This window comes from Streptomyces griseosporeus (assembly GCF_014656055.1).
In the GTDB taxonomy this organism is placed as follows: domain Bacteria; phylum Actinomycetota; class Actinomycetes; order Streptomycetales; family Streptomycetaceae; genus Streptomyces; species Streptomyces griseosporeus.
The window spans coordinates 579,373-604,250 of sequence record NZ_BNBR01000004.1 but is presented as its reverse complement, the minus strand read 5'-3'; the positions used below and the strand labels follow the sequence as shown (position 1 = coordinate 604,250).

Annotated in this window: 24 protein-coding genes; 10 read left to right on the top strand and 14 right to left on the bottom strand. The window is 73.1% G+C overall.

The genetic code is table 11. From position 1 onward, the window contains the following. Positions 1-31 precede the first annotated feature (31 nt). Positions 32-1,336: a GH1 family beta-glucosidase gene (locus tag IE308_RS21695; protein WP_190219197.1), complete on the top strand. Its 1,305-nt coding sequence runs from the start codon at positions 32-34 to the stop codon at positions 1,334-1,336. A 7-nt stretch (positions 1,337-1,343) separates the two neighbouring features. On the opposite strand, the gene IE308_RS21690 is transcribed toward IE308_RS21695, so the two are convergent. Further along, the gene (locus IE308_RS21690) at positions 1,344-2,198 is read right to left on the bottom strand and encodes an NAD-dependent epimerase/dehydratase family protein (RefSeq protein WP_190219196.1); all 855 of its coding nucleotides are present in this window, start codon (positions 2,196-2,198) and stop codon (positions 1,344-1,346) included. Between the two features lie 130 nt (positions 2,199-2,328). Here IE308_RS21690 and IE308_RS21685 point away from each other — a divergent pair, with 130 nt between their 5' ends. The 6 genes from IE308_RS21685 to IE308_RS21660 all read left to right on the top strand — a co-directional run bounded on the left by IE308_RS21685 (position 2,329) and on the right by IE308_RS21660 (position 6,971). Then, positions 2,329-3,189, top strand: a complete 861-nt coding sequence (locus IE308_RS21685) for a helix-turn-helix transcriptional regulator (protein ID WP_190219195.1) — start codon at positions 2,329-2,331, stop codon at positions 3,187-3,189. A gap of 143 nt (positions 3,190-3,332) precedes the next feature. Next, on the top strand, positions 3,333-4,400 hold the full coding sequence (locus IE308_RS21680) for a PhoH family protein (protein ID WP_190219194.1): 1,068 nt from the start codon (positions 3,333-3,335) through the stop codon (positions 4,398-4,400). A gap of 14 nt (positions 4,401-4,414) precedes the next feature. Next, entirely contained in the window at positions 4,415-4,912 is a 498-nt protein-coding gene (gene ybeY, locus IE308_RS21675; RefSeq protein ID WP_110628070.1) for an rRNA maturation RNase YbeY, read from the top strand. A gap of 6 nt (positions 4,913-4,918) precedes the next feature. Further along, positions 4,919-6,226, top strand: a complete 1,308-nt coding sequence (locus tag IE308_RS21670) for a hemolysin family protein (protein WP_190219193.1) — start codon at positions 4,919-4,921, stop codon at positions 6,224-6,226. Continuing rightward, complete coding sequence (locus tag IE308_RS21665) at positions 6,223-6,582, top strand: MmcQ/YjbR family DNA-binding protein (protein ID WP_190219192.1); 360 nt, start codon at positions 6,223-6,225, stop codon at positions 6,580-6,582. Before IE308_RS21670 ends, IE308_RS21665 begins: the two co-directional genes overlap by 4 nt. A 35-nt stretch (positions 6,583-6,617) precedes the next feature. After that, positions 6,618-6,971 (top strand): cytidine deaminase-like protein, encoded by a 354-nt coding sequence (locus IE308_RS21660; protein ID WP_190219191.1) that lies wholly within the window; start codon positions 6,618-6,620, stop codon positions 6,969-6,971. A gap of 24 nt (positions 6,972-6,995) precedes the next feature. On the opposite strand, the gene IE308_RS21655 is transcribed toward IE308_RS21660, so the two are convergent. Both IE308_RS21655 and IE308_RS21650 read right to left on the bottom strand, forming a co-directional pair. Beyond that, on the bottom strand, positions 6,996-7,334 hold the full coding sequence (locus IE308_RS21655) for a P-II family nitrogen regulator (RefSeq protein ID WP_110628074.1): 339 nt from the start codon (positions 7,332-7,334) through the stop codon (positions 6,996-6,998). Beyond that, positions 7,331-8,641 carry an ammonium transporter gene (locus tag IE308_RS21650; protein WP_190219190.1) on the bottom strand — a complete coding sequence of 437 codons (1,311 nt, stop codon included), beginning with the start codon at positions 8,639-8,641 and terminating at the stop codon, positions 7,331-7,333. Before IE308_RS21650 ends, IE308_RS21655 begins: the two co-directional genes overlap by 4 nt. A gap of 174 nt (positions 8,642-8,815) precedes the next feature. Between IE308_RS21650 and era the strand changes: the two genes are divergently transcribed. Further along, complete coding sequence (gene era, locus IE308_RS21645) at positions 8,816-9,769, top strand: GTPase Era (RefSeq protein ID WP_110628076.1); 954 nt, start codon at positions 8,816-8,818, stop codon at positions 9,767-9,769. 373 nt (positions 9,770-10,142) lie between these two features. Here the strand turns inward: era and IE308_RS21640 are convergent, their stop codons facing one another. Next, positions 10,143-11,321, bottom strand: coding sequence for a carbohydrate kinase family protein (locus IE308_RS21640; protein ID WP_110628077.1), 1,179 nt, complete (start codon positions 11,319-11,321; stop codon positions 10,143-10,145). Between the two features lie 97 nt (positions 11,322-11,418). Beyond that, the gene (locus tag IE308_RS21635) at positions 11,419-12,726 is read right to left on the bottom strand and encodes a glucarate dehydratase family protein (protein ID WP_373314548.1); all 1,308 of its coding nucleotides are present in this window, start codon (positions 12,724-12,726) and stop codon (positions 11,419-11,421) included. 121 nt (positions 12,727-12,847) lie between these two features. Between IE308_RS21635 and IE308_RS21630 the strand changes: the two genes are divergently transcribed. Beyond that, positions 12,848-13,630, top strand: a complete 783-nt coding sequence (locus IE308_RS21630; protein ID WP_190219189.1) for an IclR family transcriptional regulator — start codon at positions 12,848-12,850, stop codon at positions 13,628-13,630. Between the two features lie 187 nt (positions 13,631-13,817). Next, a complete protein-coding gene (locus IE308_RS21625) occupies positions 13,818-15,074 on the top strand; it encodes an MFS transporter (protein WP_190219188.1) in 1,257 nt (418 codons plus the stop codon). A 38-nt stretch (positions 15,075-15,112) separates the two neighbouring features. Here IE308_RS21625 and IE308_RS21620 read toward each other — a convergent pair whose 3' ends face one another. The 9 genes from IE308_RS21620 to IE308_RS21580 form a co-directional block, all read right to left on the bottom strand. Beyond that, a complete protein-coding gene (locus IE308_RS21620) occupies positions 15,113-15,622 on the bottom strand; it encodes a DUF5949 family protein (RefSeq protein WP_110628080.1) in 510 nt (169 codons plus the stop codon). Positions 15,623-15,664: 42 nt separating this feature from the next. Further along, positions 15,665-16,696 carry an adenosine deaminase gene (locus IE308_RS21615; RefSeq protein ID WP_190219187.1) on the bottom strand — a complete coding sequence of 344 codons (1,032 nt, stop codon included), beginning with the start codon at positions 16,694-16,696 and terminating at the stop codon, positions 15,665-15,667. Positions 16,697-16,716: 20 nt separating this feature from the next. Beyond that, on the bottom strand, positions 16,717-17,622 hold the full coding sequence (locus IE308_RS21610; RefSeq protein ID WP_110628082.1) for a ribonuclease Z: 906 nt from the start codon (positions 17,620-17,622) through the stop codon (positions 16,717-16,719). Between the two features lie 5 nt (positions 17,623-17,627). Next, positions 17,628-17,981 carry a histidine triad nucleotide-binding protein gene (locus tag IE308_RS21605; RefSeq protein WP_110628083.1) on the bottom strand — a complete coding sequence of 118 codons (354 nt, stop codon included), beginning with the start codon at positions 17,979-17,981 and terminating at the stop codon, positions 17,628-17,630. Positions 17,982-18,052: 71 nt separating this feature from the next. Continuing rightward, positions 18,053-21,244, bottom strand: coding sequence for a S41 family peptidase (locus IE308_RS21600; protein ID WP_190219186.1), 3,192 nt, complete (start codon positions 21,242-21,244; stop codon positions 18,053-18,055). Between the two features lie 45 nt (positions 21,245-21,289). Further along, complete coding sequence (locus IE308_RS21595) at positions 21,290-21,823, bottom strand: hypothetical protein (RefSeq protein WP_190219185.1); 534 nt, start codon at positions 21,821-21,823, stop codon at positions 21,290-21,292. Positions 21,824-22,415: 592 nt separating this feature from the next. Continuing rightward, entirely contained in the window at positions 22,416-22,808 is a 393-nt protein-coding gene (locus IE308_RS21590; RefSeq protein WP_190219184.1) for a VOC family protein, read from the bottom strand. A 22-nt stretch (positions 22,809-22,830) separates the two neighbouring features. Continuing rightward, positions 22,831-23,571 (bottom strand): 16S rRNA (uracil(1498)-N(3))-methyltransferase, encoded by a 741-nt coding sequence (locus IE308_RS21585; RefSeq protein ID WP_110628088.1) that lies wholly within the window; start codon positions 23,569-23,571, stop codon positions 22,831-22,833. Next, positions 23,568-24,839: a nitronate monooxygenase gene (locus IE308_RS21580; protein ID WP_190219183.1), complete on the bottom strand. Its 1,272-nt coding sequence runs from the start codon at positions 24,837-24,839 to the stop codon at positions 23,568-23,570. Before IE308_RS21580 ends, IE308_RS21585 begins: the two co-directional genes overlap by 4 nt. Positions 24,840-24,878: the final 39 nt, after the last annotated feature.

Here is a 24,878-nt window from a genome sequence, read left to right as displayed (position 1 = left end):
TTCCGTTACCGCCGGTACGGATGATCCGCGCATGGCGACGGATCCGATGCCCCCGTTCCCGCCCGGCTTCGTGTGGGGCGTGTCCACCTCGGCCCACCAGATCGAGGGGGCCGCGGACGAACGCGCCCCCTCCGTGTGGGATCTCTTCACGGCCGAGCCCGGCCGGATCAAGGACGGCTCCACGGCCGCGGTCGCCTGCGACCACTACCACCGCTACCGCGAGGACGTGGCCCTGCTCGCCGGCCTGGGCGTGGACGCGTACCGCTTCTCCGTGTCCTGGCCGCGGGTCGCCTCCCCGGGCGGCCTCGACTTCTACGACCGGCTGGTCGACGAGCTGTGCGCGGCCGGCGTCCGCCCGGTGCCGACGCTCTTCCACTGGGACCTGCCCGCCGAGCTGGACTGGCTGCACCGGGACACCGCGTCCCGCTTCGCCGACCACGTGGCCACGGTCGCCGGGCGGCTCGGCGACCGCGTCGACCGCTGGATCACCCTCAACGAGCCCGCCGAGCACACCCTGCTCGGGCACGCCCTCGGCGTCCACGCCCCCGGCAGGCGGCTCCTCTTCGACGCCCTGCCGGCCGCCCACCACCAGCTCCTCGCCCACGGTCTCGCCGTACGGGCGCTACGCGCGGCCGGTGCGCGGGACGTCGGCATCGCCAACTCGCACGGCCCGACCTGGCCGGCCTCCGAGGAACCGGCCGATGTGGAGGCGGCCGGCTTCTACGACCTGCTGCTGAACCGCCTCTTCGCCGACCCGGTCCTGCTGGGCAGCTATCCGGAGGGCCTCGGCGAGCTGATGCCGGGGGACGTCCAGGCCGACCTGGAGGCGATCGGCGAACCGCTCGACTTCTACGGCGTGAACTACTACGCCCCGACCCGGGTGGGTGCCCCGCAGGGCACCGCGACCGACTTCGGCGGTGTCCGGGTCCCCGACGGGCTGCCCTTCTCGCTCCGCCAGATCGAGGGCCACCCGCTGACCGACTTCGGCTGGCCCGTCGTACCCGACGCGCTCACCGAGCTGCTCACCGGCTTCCGGGAACGGTACGGCGACCGGCTGCCGCCCGTCGTCATCACCGAGAACGGCTGCTCCTACGACGGGCTCGACGACCAGGACCGCATCGCCTACCTCGACGGCCACCTCAGGGCCCTGCACCGGGCGATCACCGCCGGCGTGGACGTGCGCGGCTACTTCGTGTGGTCGCTGCTGGACAACTTCGAGTGGGCGGAGGGCTACGCGCGCCGCTTCGGGCTGGTGCACGTCGACTTCGGCACGCTGGAGCGGACCCCGAAGGCGTCGTACGCCTGGCTGCGGGAGCTGCTGCGCGCGCAGCGGTGACGGCCGCTCACAGCGCCCCGGCGTCCCGGGTGGCCCACACGGTCGGGAAGATCGGGCGGTAGCCCAGGTCGCGGCGGATCTTGTCGGTGGACATGACCGCCAGCCACGGGTCCGGGTCCGTGCGCGTGTACAGCTCCTCGGGCACCTCGGCGCCGTTGATCTGGTGCAGGTCGACCGCGGTGACCGGGGCGTCGTCGGCGATGTTGTGGACCGGCCCGCGGACCGCCGGCGCGTACAGCAGCCGCAGCAGGCCCTGCGCGACGTCCGCGTGGTGGCCCATGTGCAGCCGCTGGACCGCCGCCCAGTGCGCCGCCCACATCAGCGACTGCGCCAGGTGCGGATCGCCCTCGCCGTACACGAACGGCAGCCGGGCGATGCGCACGTCCAGGCCGTCCAGCGCCAGCAGCTCCCGCTCGGCGGCCGCCTTCGACTCCGGGTACGCGCCCCACATCGCGCCGCCGGGCCGGCTCTCGTCCTCCTCGGTCAGCGGGCGGCCCCGCCCGGTGCCGTACACGAGCCCTGTGCTGACCTGCACGAACCGCCGCGCGCCGGCGGCCTGCGCGGCCCGGCCCAGCTCCGCTGCGGCGTCCCGGTTGACGGCCCACGCCTCCTCGTCGGGCACCCCGCGGAAGGCCGCGGCCACGTTCACCACCGCGTCCGCCCCGGCCACCGCCTTGCCCAGCGCCTCGGCGTCCCGCAGGTCACCGACGACGACCTCGGCGCCCAGCTCCGCGAAACGCTCCCCGCGGGCCGCGTCCCGCACCAGCACCCGCACCTGCTCCCCCGGCCCGGCCTGCGCCAGCAGCCGCGGCACGAAACGCCGGCCTACCTGTCCCGTCGTACCCGTCACCAAAGTCAGCATCGTCTGTTCCTCCCGGTCTCCCGTTGGCTGACCCCAGCCTCGGCCGGCGCGGCGGCCACCGGGAGAGACCCGTCGATCAGGGGACCGGCAGTCCCTGGATAAGCCGGGCGCGCTGCCCCAGGCTTAAGGGGTGAACCGAGCCGAACTCGCCGACTTCCTCCGCCGCAGCCGCGCCCGTCTGGAGCCGTCCGACGTGGGCCTGACCGCGGGCGCCCGCCGCCGCACCCCCGGCTTGCGCCGGGAGGAGGTGGCCTCGCTGGCCGGGATGTCGGTGGACTACTACACGCGCCTGGAGCAGTCGCGCGGCCCGCGCCCGTCCCGGCAGATGCTCACCGCGCTGGCCCGTGCCCTGCGCCTCACCCAGGACGAGCGCGACCACCTGTTCCACCTCACCGGGGAGGAGCCGCCGCGCCGGGAGACGGCGTCGGCGCATGTGCGGCCCGGGCTGCTGCTGGTGCTGGACCGGCTGTACGACACCCCGGCGCAGGTGGTGACCGACGCCGGCGAGGTCCTCGCGCAGAACGCGCTGGCGAAGGCGCTGGTCGGCGACGTGATGTCCCGGCCGCCGCGCGACCGCAACCTGGCCCGCCTGTTCTTCCTGGACCCGGCCGCCCGCGAGCTGTTCCCGGAGGAGGACCGGCCCTTCCACGCGCGCGGGCACGTGGCGGCCCTGCGCGCGGTGACCGCGGCCCGCCCCGACGACCCGGAGCCGGCCGCGCTGGTCGCGGAACTGCGCGAGCGCAGCGAGGAGTTCGCCGCGCTGTGGGACGAGCACGAGGTGTCCCAGCGGTACCGGGCCACCAAGCGCTTCCGGCACCCGATGGTCGGCCTGCTCGACCTGGACTGCGAGGTGCTGCTCAGCCACGAGCACCACCAGCTGCTGGTCATCCACTCGGCCCGGCCGGGCACCGAGGCCCACGAGCGGCTCCAGCTGCTGCGGGTGGTGGGGCTGCAGGACCTGTCGCCGAGCGGGGTGGGCGGCGAGGCGTGAGCCGGCGCCCGCGCGCGTTCGGCATGCGCGCGCCGAAAAGCCCTACGGGCTTGTCAGTGGCCCGTCGTACTCTGGACAGTGCGAGGCCGCTCTCAGCTATGCGGCCGTGACGAGGAGGATCCGCAGGCGTACGACGCCGGCCCATGACTCAGACACCCGCAGCTCACACCCCCGCGCAGGGGCAGGCGAGAGCGCAGTTCACCGTCCCCGCCCAGCACCCCATGGTGACCGTGCTGGGGTCCGGCGACTCTCTCCTGCGTGTGATCGAGAAGGCCTTCCCGGGGGCCGACATCCATGTCCGGGGCAATGAGATCAGCGTCGTCGGCGACCCGGTGGACGTCGCCCTGATCTCGCGTGTGTTCGAAGAGATGATGCTGGTGCTCCGCACCGGGCAGCCGATGACGGAGGACGCAGTGGAACGCTCGATCGCCATGCTCAAGGCGAGCGAAGGCGGGAAGGGTCCCGCGGAGACACCGGCCGAGGTGCTCACGCAGAACATCCTGTCCTCGCGCGGACGCACGATCCGCCCCAAGACCCTGAACCAGAAGCGGTACGTCGACGCGATCGACAAGCACACGATCGTCTTCGGCATCGGCCCGGCCGGTACCGGCAAGACCTACCTGGCGATGGCGAAGGCCGTGCAGGCGCTGCAGTCCAAGCAGGTCAACCGCATCATCCTGACCCGCCCGGCGGTCGAGGCCGGCGAGCGCCTCGGCTTCCTGCCCGGCACGCTCTACGAGAAGATCGACCCCTACCTGCGCCCGCTGTACGACGCGCTGCACGACATGCTCGACCCGGACTCGATCCCGCGGCTGATGGCGGCGGGCACGATCGAGGTCGCGCCGCTGGCGTACATGCGCGGCCGCACGCTGAACGACGCCTTCATCATCCTCGACGAGGCCCAGAACACCTCGCCGGAGCAGATGAAGATGTTCCTCACCCGCCTCGGCTTCGACTCGAAGATCGTGATCACGGGTGACGTGACGCAGGTCGACCTGCCCGACGGGCAGAAGTCCGGTCTGCGGCAGGTGCAGGAGATCCTGGAGGGCGTCGAGGACGTCCACTTCTCCCGGCTGTCGTCCCACGATGTCGTCCGGCACAAGCTGGTCGGCCGTATCGTCGACGCGTACGAGAAGTACGACAGCAAGCACGGCACGGAGAACGGCGCGCACAAGGGCGGCCGGGGCAAGGCCGGGCACAAGGGGAAGTAGACACACACAGCACCATGTCGATCGACGTCAACAACGAGTCAGGCACCGAGGTCGACGAGCAGGCGATCCTCGACATCGCCCGCTACGCGCTGGCACGGATGCGCATCCACCCGCTCTCCGAACTGTCGGTGATCGTCGTGGACGCCGACGCCATGGAGCAGCTGCACATCCAGTGGATGGACCTGCCCGGGCCGACGGATGTCATGTCCTTCCCGATGGACGAGCTGCGTCCGCCGTCCAAGGACGACGACGAGCCGCCGCAGGGGCTGCTCGGCGACATCGTGCTGTGCCCGGAGGTCGCCAAGAAGCAGGGCGAGGAAGCACCCACGCAGCACACCATGGACGAGGAGCTGCAGCTGCTCACCGTCCACGGTGTGCTGCACCTGCTGGGGTACGACCACGAGGAGCCGGACGAGAAGGCCGAGATGTTCGGCCTGCAGGCGGCCATCGTCGACGGCTGGCGGGCCGAGCGGGGCCTGACCGGTCCGTCGCCGGCGCCGACCGTCTCGTAAGCGGTCATGAGTGCGCAGATCGTCCTCGGCGCGATCGCCCTGGTCGTCGTCGCCTGGCTCGCCGCCTGCGCGGAGGCGGGCCTGGCGCGGGTCTCCAGCTTCCGCGCCGAGGAGGCCCAGCGGTCCGGCCGCCGCGGCAGCGACAAGCTCGCCCAGGTGGCCGCCGACCCCACCCGCTATCTCAACGTGGCGCTGCTGGTCCGCGTGGCCTGCGAGATGGCCGCCGCGGCCCTCGTCACCTATGCCTGCCTGCAGGAGTTCGACGGCACCACCGAGGCGCTGCTCGTCGCCATCGGCGTGATGGTGCTGGTGTCGTACGTCGCGGTGGGGGTCTCCCCGCGCACCATCGGCCGCCAGCACCCGATCAACACGGCGACGGTGGCGGCGTACGTGCTGCTGCCGCTGGCCCGCGTGATGGGCCCTATCCCGTCGCTGCTGATCCTCATCGGCAACGCGCTCACCCCCGGCAAGGGCTTCCGGCGCGGCCCGTTCGCCTCCGAGGCGGAGCTGCGCGCGCTGGTGGACCTGGCGGAGAAGGAGTCGCTGATCGAGGCCGAGGAGCGCCGCATGGTGCACTCGGTGTTCGAGCTGGGCGACACCCTCGTCCGTGAGGTGATGGTGCCGCGCACCGACCTCGTCGTCATCGAGCGGTTCAAGACCATCCGGCAGGCCCTGAGCCTCGCTCTGCGCTCCGGTTTCTCCCGGATCCCGGTCTCCGGCGAGAGCGAGGACGACATCGTCGGCGTCGTGTACCTGAAGGACCTGGCCCGCAAGACGCACATCAGCCGGGACGCCGAGGCGGAGCTGGTCTCCACCGCGATGCGGCCGGCGTTCTTCGTGCCCGACACCAAGAACGCGGGCGACCTGCTGCGCGAGATGCAGAAGTCGCGCAACCACGTCGCCGTCGTCATCGACGAGTACGGCGGCACGGCCGGCATCGTCACCATCGAGGACATCCTGGAGGAGATCGTCGGCGAGATCACCGACGAGTACGACCGGGAGCTGCCGCCCGTGGAGGACCTCGGCGAGGACCGCTACCGGGTCACCGCCCGCCTCGACATCGGCGACCTGGGCGAGCTGTACGGCCTGGAGGCCTACGACGACGAGGACGTGGAGACCGTCGGCGGACTGCTCGCCAAGGCGCTCGGCCGGGTGCCCATCGCGGGCGCGTCGTCCGTGGTGGAGCTGCCCGACGGACGGGAGCTGCGGCTGACGGCGGAGGACGCGGCCGGCCGCCGCAACAAGATCGTCACGGTGCTCGCGGAGCCGGTCGGCCCGGCCTGGGAGCCGCAGGAGGAGGCGAAGGCGGAGTGACGCCGAAGGAGCTGCGCGCCCTGTGCCTGTCCTTCAACGCGGTCGTGGAGGACTTCCCGTTCAACCCGGAGACCTCGGTCTTCAAGGTGCTGGGCAAGATGTTCGCCCTGGCGAACCTGGACGCGCGGCCCCTGACGGTCAACCTCAAGTGCGACCCGGAGGACGCGATCCGGCTGCGCTCCGAGCACGCGGGCCTGATCGTGCCGGGCTGGCACATGAACAAGCGGCACTGGAACACGGTCACCGTCGACGGCGGCCTGCCCGACCGGCTCGTCCGCGAACTGGTCGAGGACTCCTACGACCTGGTGGTGGCGGGCCTGCCCCGCGCCGAGCGGCTGCGGCTGGACCGCCCCTGAGCCTCGCGCCCGCGGGCCGTCCGTATGCTCGGATCATGACCGACAGCAACGCGCTCGACCCCGAGGACCGCAAGATCGTCACCCTGGCCCGCTCGGCCCGCGCCCGCAACGGTGTGCCCGAGGGGGCGGCCGTACGCGACGACACCGGACGCACCTATGTCGCCGGGACCGTGGCGCTGGAGTCGCTGCGGCTGAGCGCGCTGCGCACGGCCGTCGCGATGGCGGTGGCCTCCGGCGCGAAGTCGCTGGAGGCGGCGGCCGTGGTGAGCGAGGCGGAGTCGCTGCCCGCCGACGACCTGGCCGCCGTACGCGACCTGGGCGGGGCGGGCACGCCGGTGCTGGTGGCCGGTCCGGACGGCGAGGTACGGCAGACCCTCACCGCGGGCTGACCTGGCGCGGCCCCGGAACACCCCCTACAGCGCGTCGGGGCCGCGCTCTCCGGTGCGGACCCGGACGACCGTGTCGACGGGCAGCGCCCACACCTTGCCGTCGCCGATCTTGCCGGTGTGCGCGGCCTTGACGATGGCGTCGATGACGTCGTCGGCGGTGGCGTCCTCCACCACGACCTCGATGCGCACCTTGGGCACCAGGTCGACCTGGTACTCGGCGCCCCGGTACACCTCGGTGTGGCCGCGCTGCCGGCCGTAGCCGCTGGCCTCGCTCACGGTCAGGCCCTGGATGCCCAGCTCCTGGAGCGCGTTCTTCACCTCGTCGAGGCGGTACGGCTTGACGATCGCGGTGATGAGCTTCATGCCTGGCTCTTGACCTTCTGGGCGGTGGGGACGACGGAGGAGCTGACCGGGGCACCGTGCCCCAGGACGCCGTGATCGTACGCCGTCTCGGCGTGCACCGTAAGGTCCAGGCCGGTGTGCTCCTGCTCCTCGCTCGCCCGGAAGCCGAGCGTCCTGTCGATGACCTTGCCGAGCCCGTAGGTGACGGCGAAGGCGTACAGGGCGACGGCGACCACCGCCACGAGCTGCTTGCCGAGCTGGGTGAGCCCGCCGCCGTAGAGCAGCCCCTCGGTGCCGCCCGTCATGGCCTTCTCCGCGAACAGGCCGATCAGCAGGGTGCCGATGATCCCGCCGACGAGGTGGACGCCGACGACGTCCAGGGAGTCGTCGTAGTTCAGCTTGAACTTCCAGCTGACCGCGTAGGAGCAGACGACGCCGGCGGCGAGGCCGACGGCCAGCGCGCCGAGCAGGGAGACCGAGCCGCAGGACGGGGTGATCGCGACCAGGCCCGCGACCGCGCCGGAGGCGGCGCCCAGGGTGGTGGGGTGGCCGTCACGCTTCTGCTCGACGAAGAGCCAGCCGAGCAGGCCGGTGCAGCCCGCGGCGAGTGTGTTGAGGAACGCGGAGGCGGCCAGGCCGTTGGCGCCGAGCGCGGAGCCCGCGTTGAAGCCGAACCAGCCGAACCACAGCAGGCCCGCGCCGAGCACCACCATCGGCAGGTTGTGCGGGCGCATCGCGTCCTTCTTGAAGCCGAGCCGCGGGCCGAGGACCAGGCACAGCGCGAGTCCCGAGGCACCGGAGGTGATCTCGACGGGCAGTCCGCCCGCGAAGTCCAGCGCGCCCAGCTTGTCGAGGATCCAGCCGCCGGGACCCCACACCCAGTGCGTGACGGGAACGTATACGAGCAGTGCCCACACCGGTACGAACACCAGCCACGCGCTGAACTTCGCCCGGTCCGCGATCGCGCCGCTGACCAGCGCGGCGGTGATGATGGCGAAGGTGAGCTGGAAGGTGGCGAACAGGACGGTGGGCACGGTGCCCTGGACGCTGTCCGGGCCGAGGCCCTCCATCCCGAGGTGGTCCAGGCCGCCGATCAGCCCGGCGGCCGTGTCGTCGCCGAAGGCGAGGGAGTAGCCGGCCGCCAGCCACACCACCGTGACCAGGGCGATCGACACGAAGCTCATCATCAGCATGTTGAGGACGCTCTTCGTGCGGACCATGCCGCCGTAGAACAGGGCGAGGCCCGGGGTCATCAGCAGGACGAGTGCGGTGGCGGCGAGCAGCCAGGCGGTGTCACCGGTGTCGGCGTGCGCTGCGGCGAGGGTCACGGTTGTCTCCAACGGTGCGGGGGCTCGTCAGAGGGTCACCGGCGCGCGTTTCCGGTCGCGTACGGGTGTGTTTCCGTGAGGTTTCGTTGCGTGCGGGTTTCCGGAAGCTCACCGGGCGGGCGTGTGACGGTCCTCGGTACGGCGGGGTCTGTTGGATCAGGGACAATGAACGGCATGAGCGTTCGCACCCAGTCATCCGACCAGCCGGCCGAGACCGCCCACCGCGCCGGCTTCGCCTGTTTCGTCGGCCGCCCCAACGCGGGCAAGTCCACTCTCACGAACGCTCTCGTCGGGCAGAAGGTGGCGATCACCGCCAACCAGCCGCAGACCACCCGGCACACCGTGCGCGGCATCGTGCACCGGCCGGAGGCCCAGCTGATCCTGGTGGACACCCCCGGCCTGCACAAGCCGCGCACCCTGCTGGGCGAACGGCTGAACGACGTGGTCCGTACGACCTGGGCCGAGGTCGACGTCATCGGGTTCTGCCTCCCGGCCAACGAGAAGATCGGCCCCGGCGACCGCTTCATCGCCAAGGAGCTGGCGGGGATCAAGAAGTCCCCGAAGGTCGCCATCGTCACCAAGACGGACCTCGTGGACTCCAAGGCGCTCGCCGAGCAGCTGATCGCCATCGACCAGCTGGGCAAGGAGCTGGGCATCGAGTGGGCGGAGATCGTCCCCGTGTCCGCGACCGCCAACCAGCAGGTCGACCTGCTGGCGGACCTGCTGATCCCGATGCTGCCCGAGGGCCCCGCCCTCTACCCCGAGGGCGACCTCACCGACGAGCCCGAGCAGGTCATGATCGCGGAGCTGATCCGTGAGGCGGCGCTGGAGGGCGTGCGGGACGAGCTGCCGCACTCCATCGCCGTGGTGGTGGAGGAGATGCTGCCCCGCGAGGACCGCCCGGCGGACAAGCCCCTCCTCGACATCCACGCCAACCTCTACATCGAGCGCCCCAGCCAGAAGGGCATCATCATCGGCCCCAAGGGCAAGCGCCTGAAGGAGGTCGGCATCAAGTCCCGCCGCCAGATCGAGGCCCTGCTGGGCACACCGGTCTTCCTGGACCTGCACGTAAAGGTCGCGAAGGACTGGCAACGAGACCCGAAGCAGCTCCGCAAGCTGGGCTTCTGACCCGGGTCACGTAGGGGCGGCCGAGACCGCCCCTCTCACCCAGCTGCGGGCAGTCGTGCGGCTGGGGCGGCGCCCACCCAGCAGCGGCGGCCCGCACGCCGACTTAGCTGCGGGCAGTCGTGCCCCAGAGCCCTGCCCCACCCAACAGCGCCAGGCCGCCCGCCGACTTAGCTGCGGGCAGTCGTGCCGCTAGGGGCGGCACGGGTGGGCGCAGCGGCACCCCGTAAGCGCCGGGCCGCGCGACCCACCCCCGCCCCGCACCAGCGCCGGGCACCCGGCAAGCCGACCGGCGGCGCCGCCCGCACCAGCGCCGGGCGCCCCTGAGCCAACGGCACCTCAACGCACCCGGGTCAGCCGCAGCACAGGGCACCGCTCAAGCCGACCGCCCGAACCCGATCGTAGGAACCGCCCGCCTCCGCGGCCAAGGCCGCACCGCCCCCCGAGGCAGCAGTCCCGACAGGAACGCGTACCGCCGCAGCGCAGCCGGTTCCTGCCCGTCGACCGACCGCACCTTCTCCCACCACGCCGCGATCTCCGACCACCCCGGCGCCGACAGCGACCCCCCGAACTCCTGCACGGACAACGCCGCCGTCAGCCCGGCGAACGCCAGCCGGTCCGCCAGCGGCCAGCCCGCGAGCGTACCGGTGACGAAGCCGGCCACGAACACATCCCCCGCACCCGTCGGATCCAGCGCCTCCACCGCGATCGCCGGCACCTCCGCCGTCTCCCCCGTCCGCCGGTCCACCGCGTACGCCCCCTCCGCCCCGAGGGTGACGACCGCGACCGGCACATACGCGGTCAGCGCCCGCGCCGCCGCACGCGGGCAGTCCGCGCCGGTGTACCGCATCGCCTCCGCCGCGTTGGGCAGGAACGCCTCGCAGTGCTCCAGATCGGCGAGCCCCGCCAGATCCCACGCCCCGGTGTCGTCCCACCCGACGTCCGCGAAGATCCGCGTGCCCTTGGCCGCGGCCTGGGCGATCCACGGCGCCCGCTCCCCCGGCACCAGCGAGGCGACCGCGGCCCGCGCGTGGGGCGGGCAGTCGGGGGCGGTCTCCTCGGGGGGCGGCTCGTGCCCGTGGGAGACCATCGTGCGCTCCCCCTCGTACGCCATGGAGACGGTGACCGGGGAGTGCCAGCCGGGGACCGTGCGCGACTGGGACAGGTCGATGCCCTCGCCCTGCTCCAGCGCGTCCCAGCAGTACTCGCCGTAGTGGTCGTCGCCGAACGCCGCCGCGAGCGACGTCCGCAGGCCGAGCCGGGCCAGCGCCGTCGCCATGTTGGCCACGCCGCCCGGGCTGGACCCCATGCCGCGCGCCCAGGACTCCGTCCCGCGCACCGGCGCGGAGTCGAGCCCGGTGAAGATGATGTCGAGGAAGACGGTGCCCGTGAGGTAGACGTCCCAGGGCGGGTCGCCGGGCGCGCGCACGGCGGCGAGCGGGTCGACCTGGGCCTGCTGCTGCGGTCCCTCGGTGATGGGCGACGGCCCCTTGCCGAGGGGGGCCCTTCCGGTCCCGGCCGGTCCCTTTCCGGCGGGCGAGGCGGACGCGATCACGGTGCGCTCCCTGACATGGTGCGGTTCCAGCCAGTGTGCACCACATCACTGACAACGGTCCGCCCGCGCCGCCCCGCCCGCCCCGCGGCCCGGCCTCCTACCAGCGCGGCACGGCCGGCGTCACCCACTCCGGCTCGACGACGCGCATCGCGGCCGCGTCGTCGCGGTCGCGCAGGCGTCCGTCGTCGTCGAGCCACCGCCGGTGCAGGAAGCGCAGCCGGTCCTGGTCGAGCTCGACGCCGAGGCCCGGCGCGTCCGGTACGGCGACCCGGCCGCCGTCGAAGACCAGGCGCTCGGTGAGGACGTCCTCCGCCTGCCAGGGGTAGTGGGAGTCGCAGGCGTGGTGGAGGTCGGGGACGGTCGACGCCACGTGGGTCATGGCGGCCAGCGAGATGCCCAGATGGGTGTTGGAGTGCATGGACACGCCGACGCCGAAGGTGCGGCAGATCGCGGCGAGCTGCTGGGTGTTGCGCAGGCCGCCCCAGTAGTGGTGGTCGGACAGGACGACCTGGACGGCACCCTTCGTGAAGGCCTCCGGGATCTCGGCGAAGGTCGTCACGCACATGTTGGTGGCGAGCGGCACCCCGGTCTGCCGGGCCACCTCGGCCATGGCGGGCGTGCCGAGGGCGGGGTCCTCCAGGTACTCCAGGACGTCGCCGAGTTCCCGCGCCACCCGCACCGAGGTGGGCACGCTCCAGGCGCCGTTGGGGTCGAGCCGCAGCGGATGTCCGGGGAAGGCCTCGGCGAGGGCGCGGATCGCGGCGATCTCCTCCTCGGGCGGGAAGACACCGCCCTTGAGCTTGAAGGAGGTGAAGCCGTACCGCTCGGTGAAGGTCCGCGCCTGCGCGACGATGCCGGCCGGGTCGAGCGCGGCACCCCAGTCGTCCTTCTCGGCGGCGACGCCCGCCGGGTGGCCGTCCCACTTGTAGAACAGGTAGGCGCTGTACTCGACGGCGTCGCGCACCTTGCCGCCGAGCAGGGCGTGCACGGGCAGGCCGAGGGCCTTGCCGAGGGCGTCGAGGCAGGCGACCTCGAAGGCGGAGGCGACGGACAGCCGCAGCTTGTCGGCGGTCTGCACGCCGCGCAGCCCGCCCACGTCGACCTGCCCGGAGATCCGGGACCGGTCCACGGCGACCTGGTCGGCGAGCCGGAACAGGCCGTTCAGGTCGCTGACCTGATGTCCCGTCAGCCGGTCGGCGAGGGGCCGGGCGAGTTCCAGGTACTTGGTGTCGCCGTAGGTCTCGCCGACGCCGGTGATCCCGTCGGCGGTCTCCACCTCCACGATGAGCCGCGGGGTGTACGGCTGGTGGACGCCCTGCGTGTTCAGCAGCGGCGGATCGGCGACGAGGACCGGCGTCAGCCGGACACCGGCGATCCGAAGGGCCGTACCGGATGCGAGGCTCACGCCCACTCATCTCCCCAGACAGACGCCATCTACGTATGAAGACGGAGGTTATATACACGGACAGCGACCGTCAATGGCCCGCGGGCGCCGAGGCGAGCGGACCCCCGTCTACGATCGGCTCATGTCCGAGACAGGGGGCGTCCGTGAGGTGAAGTCCGCGGCGCGGACGGTGGAGCTGCTGGAGCTGCTGGCCGAGCGCGGGGACCGGCCGGCCCGGCTGCAGGAGCTGGCGGACGCGCTCGATGTGCCGCGCAGCTCGATGTACGCGCTGCTGCAGACCCTGATCGCGCACGGCTGGGTCCGCACCGACCTCACCGGCTCGCTGTACGGCATCGGCCTGCGCGCACTGCTGACCGGCACCGGCTACCTCGACTCCGACCCGCGGGTCCGGCTGGTGCGGCCGTATCTCGACGAGGCCTCGGACGCGCTCGGCGAGACGATCCACCTGGCCCGGCTGGACGGCCGGAGCGTGGCGTACCTGGCGACGCGGGAGTCGCACGAGTACCTGCGCACGATCAGCCGGGTCGGCCGCCGGCTGCCCGCGCACGCCGGCGCCCTGGGCAAGGCGCTGCTCGCCGAACGCCCCGACGGCGAGCTGCCCGAGGGCCCCTATGAGGCGCTCACCCCGCGCACGCACACCACCCGGGAGTCCCTCGCCGCCGATCTGGCCGAGGTCCGCGCCCGCGGTTATGCGATCGACCGCGAGGAGGGCGTGCCCGGCATCGTCGGCTTCGGCTTCGCGCTGCGCTACGACCGTCCCGCCCGGGACGCGGTGTCCTGCTCGGTGCCGGTGGCCCGGCTGACGCCGGAGCACGAGGCGCGGATCGTGGCCGTGATGCGGGAGATCCGCGCCCGGATCGAGGCGACGGCGCCCGTCGGCGGCGGCACCGTCCAGTGGCGCTGACAGCCGCGAAAAGCGAGGCGCCTACCCCTGGCTCCCCCGCCCCAAACCAATGGGTGACTCAGATCACACACGCCCCGCTTTTTCTCACACTGCGTGCTTGATACAAATTCCTCGCGCGTTCTTGTCCGTCGACGGCCTGCGCCCCCTCTCTTCTCCCCCCTTCCTTTCGCATGCCCTGGGAACGCCCGTGTCCGCCCCCCGCTCCCCCCTGCCCTGGCCCCTGGTCGCCCTGTTCACGGCCGGCTACCTCGCCCCGTACCTGCTGCCGACGACCGTCGGCCGCCTGGACGCCGCCCTGCCGCTGACCGCCACTCAGGCGGGCGCGGTCGGCAGCGCGCTGCTGCTGGCGTCGGCGACGGCGGGGTTCCTGCTGGCCTCCCGTGTGGACCGGATCGGCGCCCGGCCCCTCGCCCGCGCCGGGCTCCTCCTCGCCGCCCTCGGCTACGGCGGCGCCGCGCTCACCCACGCCGTCCCGGCCGTCGTCGCCGGCGCACTGGTCGGCGGCTTCGGCTCCGGCACGGTGACCGCGGTCGCCGCGACCGGCATCGCCGCGCAGAGGGATCCCCACCGCACGTCCACGCTGGGCCTGCTCGGGGTGTCGGCCCTCGCGGGGGCCGTGTACCTGACGGTCCCGCACCTCGGCCCGGGGCACGGGCAGCCGCTCGCCGCGATCGCCCTCACGGCGCTGGCCATATGGCCGCTGACGGGCCGTCTGCCGGCCCGTACGGCCGACGGGCCCGCCGCCCACCGGCAGGAGGGCGGCCGCCCGCCGCTCCCCCACCGCACCCTCGGGCTGATCCTCGTCGCGGCCATGCCCTGCTGGTCCCTGGCGCAGAACGCGCTGTGGGGCGTCAGCGGCCGGATCGGGCTGCGGCAGGCGCACCTCAGCGAGGCCACGGTCGGCGTGGTCTTCGCGGTGGCGCTCGGCGCCGGGCTGCTGGGCGTGCTCGGCGCGGGCGCGATCGGGCCCCGGCTGGGCCGGGCGGTGCCGGTCGGCGCGGGCACGGTACTCATCGCGGGCTGCATCGCGCTCAGCGCGTCGGCCGCGGACCTGCCGGTCTTCGCTACCGGTGAGATCGCCTGGAACCTCTGCTACCCGATCGTGCTGTCGTATCTGATCGGCCTCGCCGCCTCCCTCGACCCGCGGGGCCGCTGGGCGGTGCTCGCCGGCTCGGCCTCGTCGCTGGGCACGGCGGCCGGTCCGCTGGCCGGCAGTCTGCTGTCGGCGTGGGCGGGTTTCCCGGTGATGGGCGCGGTGCTCGCGGTGGGGCTGCTGGTCGTCGCCGTCCCGATGACCGTGGTGGCCCGGCGGGCCGGCCGGGTGGTCCTGCCGGTGGTGGAGATCCCGGTCGTGGAGATCCCGCTGGAGACGCCCGCGCTGCCCGCCCGGGGCGCCTACGACACGGCCGCCGCGGCCCCGCTCCCCCAGGCGTCGGCGCGCTGACGGCCGCCGGGCGGCGGTGCCCGGCGGCCGCCGGCGGGTCAGTGGCCGCGCAGGCTGCGCACGGGCAGGACGACCTTCGCCGCGGACTGGAGGGTCTCCTCGGCGTTGGCGAAGGCGGCGATCGCCTCGGGGTCGTCGGTGTCCTCGCCCGTCCACGGGCGCGTGGTGAAGATGAGGCACGCGAAGCCGCGCTCGGCGACCGCGTCCTGCCACGCCTCGGACGGGGTGATCTGCGCGTTGACGTACGGCATGGTGAGCACGGCGCTGCCGCCCGGCACGACGAGCAGGGTCACCGGCATGCTGGGCCGGCTGGTGCCGTCGACGAGCTGCCCGTCCCGGGGGAGGTCGAGGGAGTCGAGCATCTGCGCGACCGCGGCCGACCCGGCCCCCGGGCCCTTGTCACCGTCCCCGAGGGGACAGGCGAGCAGGAACGGGACAGTCCCCTCGGGGGCCTCACGGGCCCAGGACATGACGGCGATCGAGCCGAGGTCAGCGGAGCGCGCGATACGCGTCTCGGTAGTTTCGGAGGTCGTGGTTTGGGAGGTCACCGCGGCACCCTATGCCCCGCTCGGCACCGCCTTGTCCCCCTCTCACCTCCCCGGGTGACGTTCCCCGTCTTCTTCACGCGAACGAGCGAAGACATAGGCGTCGACCTCCGCGAGGTACCTGGCCCGGCGCTCCTCGTCGTCCTCCAGGAAGGAGGCGAGGAAGGAGTTGCGGGCGAGTTCCCGCAGCCGGTCCTCGCCGAGGCCCAGGGTGTCCCGTACGGCGTCGAAGTTGTCGCCCGCGTAGCCGCCGAAGTAGGCGGGGTCGTCGGAGTTGACCGTGCACAGCAGGCCCGCGTCGAGCATGGCGGGCAGCGGGTGGCCGGCGAGGGTGTCGACCGCGCGCAGGCGCACGTTGGACAGCGGGCACAGGGTGAGCGGGACCCGCTCGCGCACCAGCCGCTCGACCAGCGCCGGGTCCTCCAGGCAGCGCAGCCCGTGGTCGACCCGCTCCACCCCCAGCACGTCCAGCGCCTCGGTGATGTACTCCGGCGGCCCCTCCTCGCCGGCGTGCGCGACGCGGCGCAGCCCGAGCGCGGCGGCACGCTCGTACACCTCGCGGAACTTCGCCGGCGGGTGCCCGACCTCGGCCGAGTCCAGCCCGACGCCGGTGATCCGGTCGAGGTACGGCTCGGCCGCGCGCAGGGTCTGAAGGGCCGACTCGGCGGAGTCGTCGCGCAGGAAGCACATGATCAGCCGGGTGGAGACGCCGTGCGTCTGCTCGCTGCGCCCCAGCGCCCGCCACAGCCCCTCGACGACGGTGCCGATCTCCAGACCGCGCTTGGTGTGGGCCTGCGGGTCGAAGAAGATCTCGGCGTGCCGGACGCCCTGCGCGGCGGCGCGGGCGAGATAGGCGTCGGCGAGGTCGGCGAAGTCCTGCTCGGTGCGCAGGACGGCCATGAGTTCGTAGTACAGGTCGAGGAAGGACTGCAGGTCCTCGAACCGGTACGCCTCGCGCAGCGCGTCGGTGTCGGCGTACGGCAGGGTCACCCCGTTGCGCGCGGCCAGCTCGAACGCCAGCTCGGGCTCCAGGGTGCCTTCGATGTGCAGGTGCAGTTCAGCTTTCGGGAGGGACATCAAAGCATCGTACGGCCGTTCTACCGCCGTTTCGGAACCGGCACCCGCAGCAGATCCTGCGCCACGGTCAGCTCGCCCTCGAACCCGGCGGCCCGCGCCTGCCGCTCGAACTCGTCCGGCTCGGTGTACCGCTGACTGAAGTGGGTCAGCACCAGATGCCGCACCCCGGCGTCCCGCGCCACACCCGCCGCCTGGCCGGCCGTCAGATGACCGAACTCCTCGGCGAGTTCGACGTCCTCGTCGAGGAACGTCGACTCGATGACGAGCATGTCGCAGCCCTCGGCCAGCGCGTGCACGCCGTCGCACAGCCGGGTGTCCATGACGAACGCGAACCGCTGGCCGCGCCGCACCTCGCTGACGTCCTCCAGCGCCACGCCGTCCAGCCGGCCCTCGCGCTGGAGGCGGCCCACGTCCGGCCCCTTGATGCCGTGCGCGGCGAGCCGGTCGGGCAGCATGCGGCGGCCGTCGGGCTCGGTGAGCCGGTAGCCGTAGGACTCGACGGGGTGGGAGAGCCGGTGGGCGGTCAGCGTGTAGGCGCCGGTGTCGGCGAGGACCCCGTCCACGGCGACCGGCGCCTCGGTGATCTCCACGGTCTCGCGGTAGGCGGTGGCGTACCGCAGCCGGTCGAAGAAGCGCTGCCCGGAACGCGGGTAGTGGGCGGTGACCTGGTGCGGCACCTTGTCCAGGTTGATCCGCTGGATCACGCCCGCGAGGCCCAGCGAGTGGTCCCCGTGGAAGTGGGTGACGCAGATCCGGTTGATGTCGTGGGCGGCGACCCCGGCGCGCAGCATCTGCCGCTGGGTGCCCTCGCCGGGGTCGAACAGGATGCCCTCGCCGTCCCAGCGCAGCAGGTAGCCGTTGTGGTTGCGGTGCCGGGTGGGGACCTGGCTCGCGGTGCCGAGGACGACGAGTTCGCGGACGGACACGACGCCTACCCGGGGGGCCAGTTCAGCCCACGGCCGCCGAGGACGTGGGCGTGCGCGTGCCAGACGGTCTGGCCGGCGCCGCTGCCGGTGTTGAAGACGACGCGGTAGCTGTCGAGCTTCTCCTCGTCGGCGACCGCCTGGGTCTCGCGCAGCACGTCGGCGGCGAGCTCGGGAGCGGCGGCGGCGAGGGCCGCGGCGTCCGTGTGGTGCGCCTTGGGGATCACCAGCACATGGGTGGGCGCCTGCGGGTTGATGTCCCGGAAGGCGACCGTGGTCTCCGTCTCGCGCACGATCGTCGCCGGGATGCTGCCCGCGACGATCTTGCAGAACAGGCAGTCGTCCTGTGGCTCTCCGGCCATCGGTGCCTCCTGACGCAGGGGTGATCTCTTACGGGGGCATCGTATCGAGCGCCACGACGCCCCCCGGACGGTCAGGGCAGGGCGGGCGGCGTCTTCGCCGGGGTCTCCGCCAGCGCCTCCAGGGCGATCCGCACGGCCTCGTCGAGCTGCGGGTCGCGTCCGGCGGCGTGGTCCTGGGGCCGCTGGACGACCTCCACGTCGGGGTCGACGCCGTGGTTCTCCACGCTCCACTCGACGCCCTCCAGCCAGATGGCGTACTTAGGCTGCGTGACGAGCGTGCCGTCGACCAGCCGGTAGCGGCTGTCGATGCCGATGACCCCGCCCCAGGTGCGCGTGCCGACGACCGGCCCGAGCCCGAGCGCCTTGATCGCGGCGTTGACGATGTCACCGTCGGAGCCGGAGAACTCGTTGGCGACGGCGACGACGGGCCCGCGGGGCGCGTCCTGCGGATAGCTGAAGGGCCGCATGCCGCGCGGCACGTCCCAGCCGACGATCCGCCGGGCCAGCTTCTCGATGACGAGCTGCGAGGTGTGCCCGCCCCGGTTCTCCCGGACGTCCACGACGAGCCCCTCGCGGGCGACCTCGACCCGCAGGTCGCGGTGGATCTGCGCCCAGCCGGGGGCCTGCATGTCGGGCACGTGCAGATAGCCGAGCCGGCCGCCGGACTTCTCGTGGACGTACGCCCGCCGGTCGGCGACCCAGGCGTGGTACCGCAGCGGCTCCTCGTCGGCGACCGGGACGACGACGGCGTGCCGGACGTCGCCGCCGCCGGAGGGCGAGACGGTCAGCTCGATCGGCTTGCCCGCCGTGCCGACCAGCAGCGGTCCGGGCCCGGTCACCGGGTCGACGGGGCGTCCGCCGACGGCGACGATCGCGTCGCCCGCCCGCACGGCGACGCCGGGCGCGGCGAGCGGGGAGCGGGCGGCGGGGTCGGAGGTCTCGGCGGGCAGGATCCGGTCGACGCGCCACAGGCCGTCCTCGTGCCGCGAGATGTCGGCGCCGAGGAGCCCCTGCCGGGGCCCGTGGCCGGCGCTGCCGCGCGGCATCACATAGGCATGCGAGGTGCCCAGCTCGCCCTGCACCTCCCACAGCAGGTCGACGAGGTCGTCGTGGGTGGCGACCCGCTCCAGCACGGGCCGGTACCGGTCGAGGACCGCGTCCCAGTCGACGCCGCCCATGTCGGCGCGCCAGAAGTTGTCCCGCATGATCCGCCCGGTCTCCTCGTACATCTGCCGCCACTCGGCGGCGGGGTCGAGCAGATGACGGACCCGGGACAGATCCACGCCGATGTTGCTGTCGCTGTCGTCGTCGCCGGAGGCGCGCCGGTCGCTGGGGACGACCCTCAGCCGGTCGTCGGCCCACAGCAGCAGCCGCTTGCCGTCGCCGCTGACCTCGAAGTGGTCGGCGTCGGAGGCGAGGTGCTCCAGGCGCTGCTGGGCGAGGTCGTAGCGCTCCAGCTCGGTCTTGGGGTCGGGATCGTCCGGCGTCGCCCGGGACGCGCCGAGCACGCCCCGCACCGGGTGGCGCAGCCACAGCACACCGTCCTTGGCGGCGCGCAGGTTGGAGTAGCGGGCGGCCTCGACGGGGAACGGCACGATCCGGTCGGCGAGTCCGTCCAGGTCGATCCGCGTGGCGGGACCGCTCTCGCCCTCCGGGGTCTCGTCCTTCTCCGGCGCGTCGAAGGGCCGCCCGTGCCGCTGCGGCCCGAAGGGCGAGGGAGTGGTGGCGGCCAGGGTGATCAGGTAAGGCCGCGAGGTCTCCAGGAACGCGAGATCGAAGACGTGCTCGTCGTAGATCGGATCGAAGGACCGCGAGGACAGGAAGGCCAGGTGCTTGCCGTCGAGCGTGAAGGCGGGGGCGTAGTCCTGGAACCGCAGCGGCGTCGCCTCGGTGACCGACAGGTCGGTGGTGTTGGCGAGCTTCAGCTGGCTGAGCGGGCGCGGCCCGGGATGGGCCCAGGCGAGCCACACGGAGTCGGGCGAGAAGGTGAGCCCGGAGACATCCCCGTCCTCACTGCGGTCGACTTCCCGTACCTCCCCGCTCTCCCGCTCCACGAGCAGAACCCGCCCGTCATGACTGGCGACGGCGGCCCGGCTCCCGTCGGGCGCCACCGCCAGGTCGAGCACCCGGCCGAGCTGACCGGCCGCGATCCGCCGCGGGGTGGCGCCGGGCGCGAGGCCGCCGGCCGGGGCGAACTCCAGCGCGTCGTCCCCCTCGGCGTCGGTCACCCAGACGACCCAGTCCTCACCGTCGACGCGGAAGGCGCGCGGCCGGCGCGCCCGCACCCCCGGCTCGGCGGCCAGCGCCCGGGCGGGCCCGGCCCGATGGGTGACCCAGTGGACACTGCCCCGCACGCACACGGCACTGCCACGGGCGGTGTGATCGGGCGAGGCGGAGGAGAACCACCGAGCGGCGTTGACGGGGTAGGGCTGCTGATCGACGCGGGGCCCACCGAGCCGCACATCGAGCCGCCGAGGCTCACTCCCGTCGAGATCGTCGAGTACCCACACCTCACCCCCGGCCATGTACACCACACGCCGCCCGTCGGAGGAGGCCTGCCGGGCGTAGAAGGACCCCAGCGGAGTGTGCCGGCGCAGATCGGACCCGTCGGCAAGGGACGAGTAGAGCGCCCCGGTCCCCTCGTGATCGGACAGGAAGGCGATCCGCTCCCCCACCCACGAGGGGTACTCGATGTTCCCCCCGACCCCCTCGTGCAGCCGGACGAACTCCCCCTCCCCGCCCCGGTCGATCCACAACTTGCCCGCCGTACCTCCGCGGTACCGCTTCCAGTGCGCAGCGTCGCGACCACCGGCGGACAGCAGCACGGTGTGCGGACCGAACGCGACATCCCCGACGGGCCCGTACGGCAACCGCTCGGCGGGCCCGCCGTCGAGCGGCACGGCGTACGCCCAGGTACGCCGCAGGCTGGCATGGCCGTACGTCGTCAGGGCCAGCACCCGCCCGTCGGGCGTCCACCCACGCACCTGGGTACGCCAACTACCCCAATACGTCAGCCTCTTGGCAGGCCCGCCGTCCACGGGAGCGATATGCACCTCGGGGGCGCCGTCCCGGGTGGAGGTCCAGGCGAGGGTGGTGCCGTCGGGCGAGATGCGCGGCAGGGTCACGGCCACGTTGTCGGCGCTGACCCGCCAGGCCCGGCCGCCGTCGAGCGGCGCGAGCCAGACGTCGTCCTCGGCGGTGAAGGCCACCGAATCGCCGTGCAGATGCGGAAACCGGAGGTAGGACGCGGGCGACTGTGTCACACGATCACCCTATGCAGCGCGGGCGCCCCGGCACAGCGAAACGGATCACTTGCCCTCGACGGGCCGGCAGTGCGGGTCGGCCTCGCACCACACGGTCCGGGTGACGGTCACGGTGACCGTCGGCTGTCCGGGCCGCGTGTCGCCGGCCGGCGGCTTCACCGGCGAGGGCGTCCCGTCACACTTCCCGAGCCCACTGACGCGGAACCACTGCTTCCCACCGACCTTGGCGACGAGATCACCACGCACACAGGACCCGGACACGGCCTTCGTCACCCTCCCGGTGACGGTGATGTCCTTCCCGTCACGGGTCTTCCCCTCACAGTCGACGGTGGCGACGGTGTTCTCACCCGCGGACGGCGTGGCCCCCCGACTCCCGTAACTCCCCCTGCAGTTGAGCCACTGCACATCGACATGCCGCCGCTGCAGCTCCGCGGTGGCGGTCTGATCGGTCGTGTACGCCACGGTCACGGCACTGAGCCCGGCGGGATCACATCCCACGACCCCACCGACGGCCACGACAACGAGCCCGACCGCACCCACGATGCCCGGCCGACGCCGAATCCGCCTCAATACCCCCATGCACGGCAGCCTGCCACCACCCCGCCGACACGGCTAGGCCGCATACAGCCATCGGCACGATCGGGTGACCCCGCGCTGCCGCGGGCCGGGGGTCGGCGGCGCAGCCCGGCGCTTGCGGGGTGCCGCTGCGCCCACCCGTGCCGCCCCAGCGGCACGACTGCCCGCAGCTACGTCGGAGGGGCGTCCATGTGTGCGGCCGCCCGCAGCTAGGTCGGCGTGCGGCCCGCCGCTGCCGGGTGGGCGCCGGCCCAGCGGGGCGGCCTGCCGCAGCCACGGCGGGCGGTAGACGCGTACGGCGAGGAGGGGACGTGTCGGGGGGTGTCCGCCCGCAGCGGGCGCCGGAAACAGACGGCACGAATTTGACCGTACCCAGCGGCGCACCGAGGACGGATACCCCCCGGCGCGGCCCCGACCCACCCCCCCAGCCGTAGGCGCTACACCAGCCACCCACCCACAGAAACGGGCCGCCGCAGGCATTCAGGGGCGCGGGGAACTGCGCGAGCAACCACCCACCCACCCGCACAGGCCGCCGCAGGCACACCGCGGGGAACTGCGCGAGCAACCACCCACCCACCCGCACCCGACAACGACGTCACCCCCGCAGCAACAACCACTCCTGCAACTCGACCAAGTTCCCCTCGGGGTCCTTCAGATGAGCCACCCGCATCCGGTCCGTCATCGCCGCAGGCCCGTGCACCAGCACGGCCCCCCGCCCCACGATCTCCTCGCAGTACGCGTCCAGATCGTCGACCCGCAGCACCACCAGCGACCGGTACCCCGTAGCCGCCGCCCCCAACTCCCCCAGCACCGACGCCATCATCGCCCGGTCCTGCAGAGCGATCCCCGCGGACCCCACCGCGGGGCTGAACTTCTCGTACGGCCCCTCGCTCGCCCCGGACTGCGGCTTCAGCCCGAGCACCTCACCGTAGAACCGGTAACACGCGGCGAAGTCGGTGACCAGCAGCCGTACTTGGGCGAGTTCCACAGCACACGCTCCCCGGAAGAGATTAGGACCAGCGCCCGGTACGCCCCAGCAGCAGCGCAGCCGCGGCCGTACCGGCGGTCGACGTACGCAACACCGTACGACCCAGCCGGTAGGCCACCGCACCGGCCTCCTCGAACACCGCCAGCTCCTCCGGCGACACCCCGCCCTCGGGTCCGACGACGAGCACGATGTCACCCCCCGCCGGCAGCTCGGCCGCGGCCAGCGGACGGTCGCCGCTCTCGTGCAGCACCGCCGCGAAGTCCGCCTTGGCGAGAAGCGAGGCAACCTGTCGCGTGCTCGCCGCGTCCGCGACCGAAGGGAACCGCACCCGCCGGGACTGCTTCCCGGCCTCCCGCGCGGTGGCCCGCCACTTGCCGAGCGCCTTCAGCCCGCGCTCGCCCTTCCACTGGGTGATGCAGCGCGAGGCGGCCCACGGCACGATCGCGTCGACACCGACCTCGGTCATGGTCTCGACGGCGAGTTCACCCCGGTCGCCCTTGGGCAGGGCCTGCACGACGGTGATCCGGGGAGCCTCCTCGGGCTCCTCCCGCACCCCGTGCAGGTCCACCACGAGCCGGTCCTTGCCCTCGACCCCGGCGACCACGCCCTCGGCCCACCGCCCGGCCCCGTCGGTGAGGACCACGTCCTCCCCGGCCCGCAGCCGCTTCACGGACACGGCGTGCCGCCCCTCGGGCCCGTCGAGCACGAACCCGCGCCCGGCCCCGTCGGGCAACTCCTCGACAACGAACACCGGCGCGGTCATCGCACCCCTCCCTGACCCGACCCGGACCCCAGCCCCGACCCACCGGAACCCAGCCCTGGTCCACCCGACCCCAGCCCCGACCCACCGGAACCCAGCCCTGGCCCACCCGACCCCAGTCCCGGTCCACCCGACCCCAGACCCGATCCACCGGAACCCAGCCCCGGTCCACCGGAACCCAACCCCGGTCCACCCGACCCCAGCCCCGGTCCACCCGACAACGCTGTCCGCGCCGCCTCCAACTCCCCGACCAGCACCTCGACCAGCCGCCCCGCGGGCAGCTCCCGCGCCATCCGGTGCCCCTGCCCGGCCCACAGGGCCATCCCCTGCGGATCCCCCGCCTTGGCGGCAGCCTTCCGCAGCGGCGAGGTCAGGTGGTGGACCTCCGGGTACGCGGCGGGCGCGTACGGCCCGTGCTCGCGCATGAAGCGGTTGACGAGTCCCCGGGCGGGCCGCCCGGAGAACGCCCGCGTCAGCTCCGTCCGCGCGAACAGCGGATCGACCAGCGCCCGCTTGTGCACCGCGTGCGCGCCGGACTCGGGCGTGGCGAGGAAGGCCGTACCGAGCTGCGCGGCACTGGCCCCGGCCGCCAGCACCGCGGCGATCTGGCTGCCGCGCATGATGCCGCCGGCGGCGACGACCGGAATGCTCACGGTCTCGCGGACCTGCGCGACGAGCGACAGCAGGCCGGTCCCGCCGCCGTCCGTCTCGGGGTCGTCGCGGTGGGTGCCCTGGTGCCCGCCGGCCTCGACGCCCTGCGCGATCACCGCGTCGGCCCCGGCGCGCTGCACGGCGAGGGCCTCCTCCGCGGTGGTGGCGGTGACGAGGGTGTACGTGCCGACCCGCCGCAGCGCCTCGAGCGCCTCTGCGCTCGGCACGCCGAAGTGGAAGGAGACCACCGGCACCGGATTGTCCAGCAGCACGGCGAGCTTGGCGTCGTAGCCGTCGTCGCGGCCGCTCTCCGGGTCGCCCAGCTCGGTGTCGTACCAGGTGGCCTCGCCGGCCAGTTGCTGGGCGTACAGCTCGACGGCGCCGGACTCGGCGTGCTCGGGCTGCGGCAGGAAGAGGTTCACGCCGAAGGGGCGGGCGGTCAGGCTCCGCAGCTGCTTGATCTCCTGGTACATCCCGTCGGCGGTCTTGTACCCGGCGGCGAGGAAACCGAGCCCGCCCGCCTCGCACACGGCGGCGGCGAGCTGGGGGACGGAGACCCCGCCCGCCATGGGCGCCTGCACGATCGGGTGGGGGAAGAGATCGGTCAGTGCGGTGGACATGACCGCATGTTGTCACGGACTCCGAACAAGTCCGAATCG

Excerpts from the sequence above, each read along its gene's own strand:
- IE308_RS21695 (WP_190219197.1), top strand. The coding sequence starts at position 32 with ATGGCGACGGATCCGATGCCCCCGTTCCCGCCCGGCTTCGTGTGGGGC.
- IE308_RS21690 (WP_190219196.1), bottom strand. The coding sequence starts at position 2,198 with ATGCTGACTTTGGTGACGGGTACGACGGGACAGGTAGGCCGGCGTTTC.
- IE308_RS21680 (WP_190219194.1), top strand. The coding sequence starts at position 3,333 with ATGACTCAGACACCCGCAGCTCACACCCCCGCGCAGGGGCAGGCGAGA.
- ybeY (WP_110628070.1), top strand. The coding sequence starts at position 4,415 with ATGTCGATCGACGTCAACAACGAGTCAGGCACCGAGGTCGACGAGCAG.
- IE308_RS21670 (WP_190219193.1), top strand. The coding sequence starts at position 4,919 with ATGAGTGCGCAGATCGTCCTCGGCGCGATCGCCCTGGTCGTCGTCGCC.
- IE308_RS21660 (WP_190219191.1), top strand. The coding sequence starts at position 6,618 with ATGACCGACAGCAACGCGCTCGACCCCGAGGACCGCAAGATCGTCACC.
- IE308_RS21655 (WP_110628074.1), bottom strand. The coding sequence starts at position 7,334 with ATGAAGCTCATCACCGCGATCGTCAAGCCGTACCGCCTCGACGAGGTG.
- era (WP_110628076.1), top strand. The coding sequence starts at position 8,816 with ATGAGCGTTCGCACCCAGTCATCCGACCAGCCGGCCGAGACCGCCCAC.
- IE308_RS21630 (WP_190219189.1), top strand. The coding sequence starts at position 12,848 with ATGTCCGAGACAGGGGGCGTCCGTGAGGTGAAGTCCGCGGCGCGGACG.
- IE308_RS21615 (WP_190219187.1), bottom strand. The coding sequence starts at position 16,696 with ATGTCCCTCCCGAAAGCTGAACTGCACCTGCACATCGAAGGCACCCTG.
- IE308_RS21605 (WP_110628083.1), bottom strand. The coding sequence starts at position 17,981 with ATGGCCGGAGAGCCACAGGACGACTGCCTGTTCTGCAAGATCGTCGCG.
- IE308_RS21595 (WP_190219185.1), bottom strand. The coding sequence starts at position 21,823 with ATGGGGGTATTGAGGCGGATTCGGCGTCGGCCGGGCATCGTGGGTGCG.
- IE308_RS21585 (WP_110628088.1), bottom strand. The coding sequence starts at position 23,571 with ATGACCGCGCCGGTGTTCGTTGTCGAGGAGTTGCCCGACGGGGCCGGG.
- IE308_RS21580 (WP_190219183.1), bottom strand. The coding sequence starts at position 24,839 with ATGTCCACCGCACTGACCGATCTCTTCCCCCACCCGATCGTGCAGGCG.